General features: G+C 40.6%; 14 protein-coding genes. 10 read left to right on the forward strand and 4 right to left on the reverse strand.

The genetic code is table 11. The features are described 5' to 3' along the window. Positions 1-33: 33 nt before the first annotated feature. Genes GWK51_RS12035 through GWK51_RS12045 form a run of 3 tightly spaced genes read left to right on the forward strand, consistent with a single transcriptional unit; the run spans position 34 to position 1,016 of the window. Positions 34-384, forward strand: a complete 351-nt coding sequence (locus GWK51_RS12035; protein ID WP_161933893.1) for a hypothetical protein — start codon at positions 34-36, stop codon at positions 382-384. 16 nt (positions 385-400) lie between these two features. Next, entirely contained in the window at positions 401-685 is a 285-nt protein-coding gene (locus GWK51_RS12040; protein ID WP_100240874.1) for a DsrH/TusB family sulfur metabolism protein, read from the forward strand. 19 nt (positions 686-704) lie between these two features. Then, positions 705-1,016 carry a TusE/DsrC/DsvC family sulfur relay protein gene (locus GWK51_RS12045; protein ID WP_161933913.1) on the forward strand — a complete coding sequence of 104 codons (312 nt, stop codon included), beginning with the start codon at positions 705-707 and terminating at the stop codon, positions 1,014-1,016. 10 nt (positions 1,017-1,026) lie between these two features. Here GWK51_RS12045 and GWK51_RS12050 read toward each other — a convergent pair whose 3' ends face one another. Together GWK51_RS12050 and GWK51_RS12055 are read right to left on the reverse strand one after the other, a co-directional pair. After that, entirely contained in the window at positions 1,027-1,518 is a 492-nt protein-coding gene (locus GWK51_RS12050) for a winged helix-turn-helix transcriptional regulator (RefSeq protein ID WP_100240898.1), read from the reverse strand. Positions 1,519-1,785: 267 nt separating this feature from the next. Then, complete coding sequence (locus GWK51_RS12055) at positions 1,786-2,130, reverse strand: immunity protein Imm33 domain-containing protein (RefSeq protein WP_100240875.1); 345 nt, start codon at positions 2,128-2,130, stop codon at positions 1,786-1,788. 141 nt (positions 2,131-2,271) lie between these two features. Here GWK51_RS12055 and GWK51_RS12060 point away from each other — a divergent pair, with 141 nt between their 5' ends. From GWK51_RS12060 to accC, 5 genes are all read left to right on the forward strand, one after another. Continuing rightward, a complete protein-coding gene (locus GWK51_RS12060; protein WP_161933894.1) occupies positions 2,272-2,868 on the forward strand; it encodes a LexA family protein in 597 nt (198 codons plus the stop codon). A gap of 9 nt (positions 2,869-2,877) precedes the next feature. Beyond that, on the forward strand, positions 2,878-4,206 hold the full coding sequence (locus tag GWK51_RS12065) for a Y-family DNA polymerase (RefSeq protein WP_161933895.1): 1,329 nt from the start codon (positions 2,878-2,880) through the stop codon (positions 4,204-4,206). A 238-nt stretch (positions 4,207-4,444) separates the two neighbouring features. Beyond that, positions 4,445-4,894, forward strand: a complete 450-nt coding sequence (gene aroQ, locus GWK51_RS12070) for a type II 3-dehydroquinate dehydratase (protein ID WP_161933896.1) — start codon at positions 4,445-4,447, stop codon at positions 4,892-4,894. 22 nt (positions 4,895-4,916) lie between these two features. Continuing rightward, positions 4,917-5,339, forward strand: a complete 423-nt coding sequence (gene accB, locus GWK51_RS12075; protein ID WP_016167895.1) for an acetyl-CoA carboxylase biotin carboxyl carrier protein — start codon at positions 4,917-4,919, stop codon at positions 5,337-5,339. 17 nt (positions 5,340-5,356) lie between these two features. Next, a complete protein-coding gene (accC, locus tag GWK51_RS12080) occupies positions 5,357-6,727 on the forward strand; it encodes an acetyl-CoA carboxylase biotin carboxylase subunit (RefSeq protein WP_100240878.1) in 1,371 nt (456 codons plus the stop codon). A gap of 102 nt (positions 6,728-6,829) precedes the next feature. Here accC and GWK51_RS12085 read toward each other — a convergent pair whose 3' ends face one another. Further along, positions 6,830-7,309 (reverse strand): hypothetical protein, encoded by a 480-nt coding sequence (locus GWK51_RS12085; protein ID WP_100240879.1) that lies wholly within the window; start codon positions 7,307-7,309, stop codon positions 6,830-6,832. A gap of 248 nt (positions 7,310-7,557) precedes the next feature. On the opposite strand from GWK51_RS12085, the gene GWK51_RS12090 reads away from it, so the two are divergent. Together GWK51_RS12090 and GWK51_RS12095 are read left to right on the forward strand one after the other, a co-directional pair. Then, the gene (locus GWK51_RS12090) at positions 7,558-8,988 is read left to right on the forward strand and encodes a sensor domain-containing diguanylate cyclase (protein ID WP_407925981.1); all 1,431 of its coding nucleotides are present in this window, start codon (positions 7,558-7,560) and stop codon (positions 8,986-8,988) included. A gap of 40 nt (positions 8,989-9,028) precedes the next feature. Further along, positions 9,029-10,519 carry an amidase gene (locus GWK51_RS12095; protein WP_161933897.1) on the forward strand — a complete coding sequence of 497 codons (1,491 nt, stop codon included), beginning with the start codon at positions 9,029-9,031 and terminating at the stop codon, positions 10,517-10,519. Positions 10,520-10,525: 6 nt separating this feature from the next. On the opposite strand, the gene GWK51_RS12100 is transcribed toward GWK51_RS12095, so the two are convergent. Then, on the reverse strand, positions 10,526-11,686 hold the full coding sequence (locus tag GWK51_RS12100; protein ID WP_161933898.1) for an MFS transporter: 1,161 nt from the start codon (positions 11,684-11,686) through the stop codon (positions 10,526-10,528). Positions 11,687-12,079: the final 393 nt, after the last annotated feature.

A 12,079-nucleotide genomic window follows, 5' to 3' on the forward strand; every position in this document is an offset into this window, starting at 1 on the left:
TGGCGAATTTGTTGCATTTAAAAGGTAAATTGTGTGAAAACTGTACTCGTGATATTAACCCAAGCCAACCTTACCAGCTTACAAGTGCATGAAAGCCTTGCTGCGACAATGGTTTTAGCGACATTCGGGTGTGAAGTCAAGGTTTTACTTGTGAACGCTGCGCTCAGTTTATTACAGGCAGAGCAACAGTTTGACGCAGTTAAGCATGCGTTCAAACTGGCTTCGAATATGGTCGATAGCTTTGAATTTTACGACTTAACCCCAGTTTTAGTGGAAAATGTGAATCAAAACCATCCTTTTGTGGTTCAAGCCCAACAAGAAATCGAATTTATCGAGCTAAATACTGAGTTTTTACATGCCTTCGATCACGTTTTATATTGGTAACGGATGAATATTTTTTATGCTGACAGCTACACTTTATTTGATTCAATCAGACTATTCATCCGCAGAGGCTAAACTCACTCAATTACAATCCATGTTACATCGCGGTGATTGTGTGGTGCTTATGGGCGATGCGGTACTTCATGCTCATCATGTAGCCTTAACATCGCTTGAACAACTCTATGTGCTGGATACTGACGCTGCTTTATTAAGTAGTCCGAAGCCAGCACAATTAAACGTGATTTCTTATTCTCAATTTGCCGACATCTGCTTGGCACATACACGCTGTATGACCATTAAATAATAGGTTTGAAAAGACAATGATGAATCTAGAACTCGATCAAGATGGTCACTTGGTCGATTACACTATTTGGACGCCTGAAGTGGCTCAAGAACTTGCCAATAGTCTTGAGCTTGAATTAACCGACTGGCATCTTACTGTATTACAGGCAGTACGCCAGTTTTATCAGCAGTTTGGACATTCACCTGCAACACGCCCACTGATTAAGTTTTTAATGAAAAGCGTGAGTCCTGAAATTAACAATGCCATGCTGCAAGAGAAATTTAATACAGGTCTGGTTGCTCGACACTTAAGCCGACTGGCTGGCGTTCCTAAACCAGCCAATTGCCTATAAGAACGAAGGCTTAAGCCTGTTGTATCTGTGCAGCAGGTTGAGCTTCGGCATGAAATGGATGCTGCCGAAACAAAGGTTTGACCTGGCGCGCATGCAGAGGTTCTCCGCACTCCGAACACACGGTAATTGCAGTAAAAACCTTCCCGCATTGCTTATGCATCAACTGCATGGGTTTACCCGTACCATCATCCATCCATTTATCTGCCCACGTCACCATGCTCATTAACACAGGATAAAGCTCTAAACCTTTCTCGGTTAAGCAATATTCAAAGCGCTGCTGACGCTCGATATACGGTCTTTTTTCTAAAATTTCATGTTCGACCAGACGTTTCAAACGATCTGCCAAAACATGTCGGGTCACACCCAATTGCTGTTGAAAGTCATCAAAACGGCGCATTCCCATAAATGCATTACGCAATACCAGTAAAGTCCAACGGTCCCCTACAATCGATAAAGCGCGTGCGATTGAACATGGCTGCTCGCCTATCTCATCCCATTTCATATGCATCGTCATTCAAGCTATTCTTTCCTCAAATTATCGGATTGCTTTGCTTTTGACAACATCTCCGCGCCATCTTCAGTCTGAGAAACCAATCAGCCATAAAAAAAGCCATGTTTTCACATGGCTATTAAGGAGTAACACAGCAACTAGGGAAGAAGTTGACTGATTAAATGGATCTTCACCCGTTTAACGTTGCTATTGTGATGGCTTTCAACTTATCATTTCCCGTCATTTTTATGTCATTTCCAGTCAACTGAAGTCATTCACTTAAACTTCATCACCTTCTTTCCAGACATCTTCGTATTCTTCACGATCAATCATAAAGCGGTAGCCATGCTCCAACGCCAAATATGGCAGGACTTCTGGCAAAAGTTTATCTAGCTCTTTAACAGATACAGTTTGGAAGAAATCTTCACTGTCGTCATGCTCACCCGCATAAATAAACCATGTAACCTCTTCACCTGCTTCTGGCTTGTTACGAATGCCCACAATTGGTTCTTGATTTAAAGACGCGACCGCAACGGCAATCACATCATTTTCATGTACTGCAATATACTTTGAGCCATATTCTTCACATACTAGTTTTTGTTCAGTGATTAAATCCATATCCATAGTGGATACCAAATGTAATGATTGATGTTCCGCAGTTTAGAACCAAGTGCCATTTGTCTCAAGTCATCCCTACATAAAATATACTGTCGCAGCATGTATTTTTCTGCTAATCTTGATTATGTAACTTTATCAAGGTGAATTATGAGCGAATCAAACAAAGCCTCTCATGGTGGCAAACGTGCGAATGCTGGACGTAAATCTCAGTACACTGAAAAAACGGTCGTCATGCGCGTTCCCGAGTCAAAAGTCACTACGATTAAAGAATGGCTAAAACCTGTACCTGAAGATGACCGTCAAAACAATATTCAACTAAACCCCATTCATTTACAAACTGAATTGGCAATTCCATCTCCACTCGAATCTGTCGCGGCTGGGTTTCCTTCTCCCGCCCAAGACTACATAGAAGATTATATCGACCTCAACAAGTATTTGGTTAAAAACCCAGCCAGCACTTTTGTGTTACGCGTCGATTCTTTATCGATGAAAAATGCAGGGATTGATGCAGGCGACCAGCTTTTGATTGACCGTCGTTTATCTGCAGAACATGGCGATATTGTATTAGCACTCATTAACAACGAATTTACGGTTAAACGCTTTATGCAAGATAAGCATGCAGACAATGGTTTTAAGTTCTGGTTAAAAGCAGAGAACCCTGACTACCCTGACATCTATCCGCGTAGTGACGAAAATGTTGCCATTTGGGGTGTCGTCACTTGTATTTTGAAAAAGCTAAAATAAGTGATTGCGATGGATAAGCTTTATCATCAAGAACTGTTTGCATTGATTGACATCAACAACTGTTATGTCAGTTGTGAGCGAGTTTTTAATCCGAAATTGAATGATAAACCCGTCGTTGTCCTCAGTAACAATGATGGCTGTGTCATTTCACGCAGCAATGAAGCCAAAGCCCTGAATATTTCCATGGCGGTACCGTGGTATGAAATTGAACGGGATGCTGTAAAAGCAGGTGTACAAGTTCTTTCAAGTAACTATCCACTTTATGCAGATATGTCACGCCGCTTTTTTGAGATTTTAGGTGAACACTTTAATGACCAAGATCTGGAACCCTACTCCATTGATGAATGTTTCATTCGACTTAGCAGCTATTCGCATCTGTTCGATTTAGAGAAATATTGTCGTGAACTGGTACAGAAAATTGCACAATGGCTCGGCTTACCCTGCTGTATTGGAATCGGATATTCCAAAACCCAAGCCAAACTGGCGAATCATTTTGCCAAGAAAAGGCAAAGTTTTAATCAAGTCTGTTTTCTACCCACGTTGGACTTATGCAGCTTGGAAGGACTATTGCTTGAGACGCCTGTAGAGGAGGTTTGGGGCATTGGACGAAAAATTAGTAAAAAACTACAGCATTATGCAATTCACAATTGCTTTGACTTAACTTTTGCCAATGAACATTACTTGAGTAAAGAGTTTTCCGTGCTCATTGCACGCACAATCCGTGAGCTAAAAGGTCAATCCTGTATTGCCTTAGATGATCCCAAACTACCTGCAAAAAACATCCTTTCATCGCGCAGTTTTGCCAAGGCACTGACTCAAAAAGAGATCATAAAACAAGCGATGATTTTTCATGTCAATCGTGCACATAAACGACTGACCGAACAACAGCAACTCTGCGCCTGTATTCATGTTTCACTCTATGAAAAAGTGCCTAATTCACCGCATAAAAAAAGTTACTCGCACGCCATAGGTTTAGAGTATGCCAGTGATGATTTATTGGTTTTAAACAAGGCTGCTCAACAGCAAATTGATGTTTTATTTGAAGAAAATAAGAAATATGTGAAAGTTGCTATCATGCTCTCTGCGCTACATCAGAAAAGCCAGCATATCGATGACTTATGGCAACCCATCCACTTGATTCAACAACGCGAAGAACTGATGAAAACTTTGTACAAAATGAAACATCGTTATGGTTCCGATTGCATCCAGATTGGTTATCATTCCAGCAGCACGGCATGGAAGATGAAACAGCTACATCGTTCGCCACGTTACACGACATGTTGGAATGAAATGTTGAGCATTGATGATTCTCTATTCAGCCAAAAACCTTGCAAATGACGCTTTTTGGTCAATTTGAGCTTTAAAAGAAAATAACTGTTATATCGTAAATTTTGTCATTTTTTAACATTGCCAATTATCAGCAAAGTTCGCAATATATGACCCAAGTTCTGGTACTTGCTTTCTACAACAATTCAAAGAAAAAAACAAAAGACTTGTAGGAAATTATGCCATAATAAGCAAACTTTGCAGACATCTTGCAAAGCATTATTGCAAACTTAAAATTGGAGCACGCTGAATGAGTTCGACCATTTTGGTCATTCATGGACCGAATTTAAATTTACTAGGCAAGCGAGAACCTGAAGTATATGGCTACCTCACCCTAGAGGATATCAATCAGCAGCTCATCTCTCAAGCGCAAAAAGCATCAACAACTCTCGATACATTCCAAAGTAATTGGGAAGGTGCAATTGTCGACCGAATTCATCAAGCGCAACAAGAAGGCGTACAGTTCATTATCATCAACCCTGCAGCTTTGACACATACTTCCGTTGCAGTGCGTGATGCCCTTCTTGGCGTAGCAATACCATTTATTGAAGTGCATTTGTCGAATGTTCATGCCCGTGAAGCATTTAGACATCACTCTTATCTTTCCGATAAAGCCGTGGGTGTAATTTGCGGTTTGGGTGCAAAAGGCTATGCCGCTGCACTCGATTATGCCCTCGAAAAAATTCAACCATCTAAGTAATCATAATCAGGAATACTGTCTCATGGATATTCGTAAAATCAAGAAACTCATCGATTTGATGATTGAATCTGACTTACAAGCGATCGAAGTTAAAGAAGGTGATCAATCGATTGCATTGACTCGTCGTAGTCCAGTTGTTGCTGCAGGAATTGCGGCAATGCCAGCTCCATCAGCAGAAATTCCATCTGCACCAAAATCTTCTCCACGTGGTGCTGTTGAAACTTCACCAATGGTTGGTGTGTTCTATGCTGCTCCAAGCCCAGGCGAAGCACCATTCATTAAAGTAGGTCAAACTGTAACTGCTGGTGAAACACTCGGCATCATCGAAGCAATGAAAATCATGAACCCGATTGAGGCAACTCAAAGCGGCGTGATTGAAGAAATTCTTGTGAAAAACGGTGAAGTGATCCAATTCGGTCAACCATTATTCCGCTATCGCGCATAACACCACGGGGACTTACAATGTTGCAAAAAGTTCTAATTGCAAACCGAGGTGAAATCGCTTTACGTATCACCCGTGCTTGCAAAACCTTAGGAATCAAAACCGTTGGTATCTATTCAGATGCCGACAAAGACCTAATGCATTTACGTTTTTGTGATGAAGCGGTCTGCATTGGCCCAGGAGCGAGTAGCGAAAGCTATTTAAATATTCCTGCAATTATTACTGCTGCAGAAATTACAGGTGCAGATGCCATTCACCCTGGTTATGGCTTCTTATCTGAAAATGCTGAGTTTGCTGAAATTGTAGAAACCTCTGGTTTCATCTTTATTGGTCCACGCCCTGAACATATTCGCCTCATGGGGAATAAAGTTTCTGCGATTACGGCGATGCGTAAAGCTGGTGTACCAACAGTTCCTGGTTCTGCAAATGCAGTTACACCGCAAAACGCCCTTGCTGAAGCAAAAGAAATTGGCTTTCCATTGATTGTGAAAGCAGCTTCTGGTGGTGGTGGTCGTGGTATGCGTATCGTAGAACGTGTAGACACCCTACTTGAGTCTGTACAAGCAGCTCAACGTGACGCAGAAATGTGGTTTGGTGATGACACGGTTTATATGGAACGCTTCCTACAAAAACCACGTCACGTAGAAATCCAAGTTTTGGGTGATGGTAATGGTCATGCAATTCACTTGTTCGACCGTGACTGTTCTTTACAACGTCGTCACCAAAAAGTATTGGAAGAAGCGCCAGCACCAAACTTACCTGAGCAAGCACGTGCAGACATCTTAGAAGCATGCGTGAATGCATGTAAGATGATGCAATACCGTGGTGCAGGTACATTCGAATTCTTGTTTGAAGATGGTGAGTTCTTCTTCATTGAAATGAACACCCGTGTTCAGGTTGAACACCCTGTAACAGAAATGGTGACAGGCATCGACATTATTGAGCAGCAATTACGTATTGCGGCAGGTCTTGGACTTGAAATTGCTCAAGAAGATGTAGAGTGTAAAGGTCACGCGATGGAATGTCGTATCAATGCAGAAGATCCTTCTACATTTATGCCATCTCCAGGCAAAATCGAGCATTTCTACGCACCAGGTGGTGCAGGTATTCGCTTAGACTCTCATATCTATCAGGGTTACAGCATTCCGCCTTACTACGACTCAATGATTGCAAAACTCATTGCACATGGTAAAGATCGTGAGACTTGTATTGCTCGTATGCGTCAAGCTTTAGACGAGATGATCCTGACTGGCATCAAAACCAATATTCCTTTGCATAAAGATTTGATCTTACAAGACAAAAACTTCTGCAAACATGCGATGGATATTCACTATCTTGAAAAGCATTTGTTGAAACAACTTGAAGGTCAAGCGGAAAAAGCAGCATCTTAAGTGATTGTTGTTTATTCCAAGAAAAAGCCAGTCAATTGACTGGCTTTTTTTGTTCACTGATTGGATGATCAGATGAATTCGTTTATCCGATACTTATATAAATTAAGGCAACACTCGACGTAAAGTCGCAAAGCATTTACCTGCTTTTTCGTTGTTGCAGAAATTAATAGTGGTTGGGTTTTTCCACTGTACGAAATATTGAGAGATCTCCCCTGACTGGTCTTGCTTATAACCAGAGCAGTCTGTTTCATTGTTATCATATTTCACTTGTAACATTAAAACAGGTAACTGGACAGCCGCATCTTTTGAAGCTTGATAGTCATAGACTCCAGTAGACCATTCTTGTCCACTTTTAATAAATACGTCGTTATTGCTTTTAAAATTATAGTATTCAATACATTTTTTATTATTTGGAATTTCCATTCCCCATAAACCTACAATTTCAGGTCGCGTCATAATACGAACTGTATTTTCACTTCGATCTGCCGTTTCTTGAGCATTTTGATTTGCAGCAGTACTTTCATTTGCCATGCTCATTGCTGAACATAACATCAACACCACTGTAAGATATGCTTTTTTCATATAGTTAATCAGCCATTGCATCCCTGCAAATAAGTTACCATATTTTTATGCAAAACCATCACTTATAACCATTTCACTACAATCTATTTGCTTAAAAAACTGAACTTTCCTCTTCAAGCTCTAGCACTTTAGCTCGCGCAATCTATAATATGCATTGAAAACGCCTTTTGAATAGAAGCAGTCGTTTAAAATCTATCTAACTTCTTAAAATCATAGAAAATCAGCTCGTTTTGATTAAGGACGATCATTTGCAAAAGCAAATCCGACACCTGTTTATTCCTTCATTTAAACAACAATCCTATGCATTTATGCTCTTAGCGATTGTGATTTTCAGCTGCTGTTTAATCGGTATTTTCACACGTCCCATTACCTTTCTAGCACTGCTTTGGCCAGCCAATCCAATGCTATTAGGGTTATTTTTAAGATTTCCAAAACTGAATAATATTGGCGGTTGGCTAGGTGCTATCACCGCATATGTAATTGCAGACCTAATTACAGGTAATTCATATGAAGTGACCTTGTATTTAACACTATCAAACCTGATTAGTGTTTCAGTTCCTCTCATTTTAATCTATCTAACCAAGCTCGATTATCGCAACTACAATCAGGGCTTTAGTTTTCTGTACCTATTTGCTATGTGTGTCGCTGGGTGCATGCTGAGTGCAATTTTTGCCGTACAGAGTATTACCCATGTGCCGAATAGCTTTATGTCCTCTGAACGAATCTGGACAGAATTTGGCATGTGGTGGACGGGTGAAATTGTCAACTTTATTACCTTCTTACCGCTTATTTTGACCTTCCCGAAAAAAGATGAACATCAGAAGTGGATTTTCGAACTTTTCACTCAACCACTAAAAACCAGTGATATTCTGCCCTTTATCACCATTATTGTATCGGTCGCATTTACACATATTTTTTTCGGACCTGGTGCCTTACTCTATCCACTCGCTGCATTGGTTTGGGCAGCACTAAGTTATCGATTATTCAGTGTGGCATTAATCAATAGCATTGTCTGTATGGTGACTTATCACAGCTTGACCTATTTTTACCTATCATCTTCATCCAATGCTTTTCTAAGTACCACCATTTCCATTCGTATTGGATTATGTATGCTGGGTATTGCACCTCTGGTACTTTGCGCGATTAGCCAAAATCGCCAGAAATTGTTTCACCAAGTGCTAGACTATGCAAATCACGATAGTTTGACCAACACCCTCAATAGACGTTATTTTTTAGAACAAAGCCAACTGCTCATTCAACAACCACAGCATAAAACTGTATCTATTTTGATGATCGATCTCGATCATTTCAAGCAAATGAATGACAAATATGGTCATCATGTCGGTGATTTGGTTTTGCAGCAATTTGCAAGAATCGTCAAACAAAAAATCGGTCCCCATGATTTATTCTCTCGCGTAGGTGGTGAGGAGTTTACCGTACTCACACTCAATGCTTCCTTAACACAAACCTTTGAACTGGCTGAGCGTATTCACCAAGCTATCGAAACGGCGACTTTAAATATTGAAGATCACTTACAGATTAAAATTACGATAAGCATCGGAATTGCGCATCAAACTTTGCCATTATCGGGTACATTACAACAAATGATTGTTCGTGCAGATCAGGCACTGTATAACGCCAAAGCACAAGGTAGAAATCAAATTATTCTTTCAACATAATGAATGATATATATAATTTAGAAACTGGAGAAAAACAAAAATGAAGTTTTCCGAATATCAACAATATGATGGCTTGGGACTTGCCAAACTTGTTGCTAATAAAGATGTACATCCGCATGAGCTTTTACTGACAGCACTATTAAGAGCTGCTGAGGTAAATCCCAAACTGAATGCAATCACCATCCCTATGCATGACTATGCACAGCAACGCTCACAGCTTTCACTTGAAGGTGCTTTTGCAGGTGTTCCATTTCTAGTTAAAGATTTGTTTCAGGAAATCAAAGGCTATCCCAGTACCTTTGGCAGCCAAGCATATAAACGTGCCAACTATATAGCGCAAACCAACTCGGAAATCGTCAATCGCTGGGAGAAAGCTGGAATTGTGACCTTTGGTCGCACCAATACTCCCGAATTTGGCATTAAAGGTGTCACAGAACCTGAAGCTTGGGGTACATGTCGCAACCCGTGGAATATAAATCATAATAGTGGTGGTTCTTCAGGAGGTTCAGCCTCTGCCGTTGCAGCAGGGATTGTCCCTCTTGCAGGTGCAGGTGATGGTGGTGGTTCAATACGAATTCCAGCCTCATATTGTGGGCTATTTGGATTAAAACCCAGTCGCGGCAGAACGCCTTGGGGACCTCACCTCAGTGAAGCCATGCATGGTGCAGCCATGCAACATGTGTTGACCAAGTCTGTACGGGATAGTGCTGCAATGCTCGATGCCACGCAGGGTCCTGAAACTCACTCCTTATTTTCCATCAAAGCGCCCGAACACAGCTACTTGGAAATCATACAACGCCCGCCCAAGCAGCTCAAAATTTCCTATAGCACCAAATCTCCCATTGGAACCAAGGTTTCTGCCGAAGCGGAAGCTGCCATCTTACATACAGCCAAACTTTTGGAATCTTTGGGGCATCTAGTGTTTGAAGCTGAACCTGCAATTGATGGAATGAATTTAGCCAAAGACTTTATTACGACATGGTTTAGTCAATTTGCCTATACATTACAAGAGTCACGAAACCTTCTAAATGCAGGTGATGACGACTTTGAACTGGACTCTCTTGCACTCGCTGCCTTTGGTGAAAAAACAACAACCTTACAATATATTCATAACCTGAATAATTGGGGACATTATGCCAGTCAAATGAACCAATTCTTTGAGCAATATGATCTTTACCTCATCCCCTCTACCGCATCGATTGCACCGAAAAATGGTGAAGTTAAAACACCTGTATGGCAAAAACAATTGCTTAAGGGACTACTCAAAATAGGACAAGCCCATAGACTCGCAGAAGGAAAGCTTATTGAAAAAATTGTCAAAGAGAACTTAAAGTGGGTTCCTTTTACTCAATTGGCCAACATTACAGGATTACCAGCCATGTCCGTTCCGTTGTATTGGAACAAGAATCAGCTCCCTTTAGGCTCTCAGTTTGTGGCACCATTTGGATGTGAAGATCGGCTATTACAACTTGCACATCAATTAGAACAGACTCAACCATGGATGCAAAAGTACAACGAGATTAAACTCTAGCTTGATTTAAATGGACTTCTGTACTTGATTCGGCAGTGCTGTCACAAAGAACAAACCCATAAGTACAGCAAGTCCTGCAATCATGAATACAGACTCACCTGAAATGTCAGTCCAATATTTTCCAGCCAATAGACTACCCGCTGCCACACCTAGCCCCCACATTGTGCTATACAGCGCCTGACCACGGCCCTGCTGAGTCAGCATAAAATTATCAAAAATGATGCGCATCGCAATCATATGAAAAAGCCCGAAACTAAATGCATGTATGGTTTGCGCAAGAAATTGTAAGGTAAAACTATGCGGAAATAATCCCACGGCGAACCATCGCAAGCTGGTCATAATTAAACAGATACTAACCAGTAAGCGCCAAGAAAATCGTTGTAGAAAAAGATTGGCAAACGCAAACATAATGATTTCTGCGATTACACCAACGGACCAGAGTAGTCCAATTGCCGTAGTGGAATAACCTGATTGCTGCAAATAGTTACTATAAAAACTATAAAAAGGGGCATGTGAAAACAACATAATGAATTCAATAGCAAAAAATGCAGCCACCACAGGTCTTTTTATAATGGGCCACAAAGGATCAAGTTGTTTTTGTGATTTGGGCGCGCTCGTCGGCTCTTTAATCGTAAATGACCAAATGAAAGCCAAAAATGATATACAAAGCAGCATGATTGGGAGCATCGAAATTGGGATAATTTCTAACAATGCACCGATACAAAATACACCAATGATAAAACCAACAGAGCCCCATTTTCGGACTTTGCCATATAATTCAGCTCGTTTCTCTCCGAGCCAGAAAAGCGTAACACCTTCAAATTGAGCAAGGATTGCGTTCTGGAAAAAACTAAAAATGAGCATTAATAAAGCAACGGACTGAAAACTATTCGGTATGACAAAGATCAAAAACCAGATACATGCTTCCATCCATGTCGCGATACGAACCAATTGCATCCGCTTGCCCGACTTATCTGCAATCCACCCCCAAATAAACGGTGCGAAAAAACGGGTAACAATGGCTATTGAAGATAAAATACCAATTTCTTGATAACTGAAGCCTTGATCTTCAAGATACAGGCTCCAAAACGGCATGAAGGTTCCAACAATACAATAGTAAAACAAGTAGAAACCACCGAGTTTAGTTGTCATTGGAAAGGTTAGCATCAGGTGGTTTTCTCTAGTATTTACAATAGTTTAATGTTTCTCAAAGTTGTAGCCCTTTGTACCTGCAATGCTTGATTAGGAGATAATAGGTATACTTTGAAAAACTCACTATATTTTATCACTTTAGAGGTCAGACACCCATAGATAGCAAGCACAAGTATGCAGGGCTTGCTCTACTTTACATAGAACACACAAACACAACTAGCGAGTTACTTTATAAAAATAAGAGCATCTATAGATTTAAAAAGAACAATAAAATTGTAGTTCGATCTTGGGAGCATATTTATGCTGGGGTAAAAGTTTATTGGTTTTTTGACCGCAGTGAATTAAAAAATTGGAAAAAATAGATGCAGCAATATGGAATCTTATTGATGCTTGGAATGTATCTTCAAT

It is taken from the genome of Acinetobacter kanungonis, assembly GCF_009939195.1.
GTDB lineage: Bacteria > Pseudomonadota > Gammaproteobacteria > Pseudomonadales > Moraxellaceae > Acinetobacter > Acinetobacter kanungonis.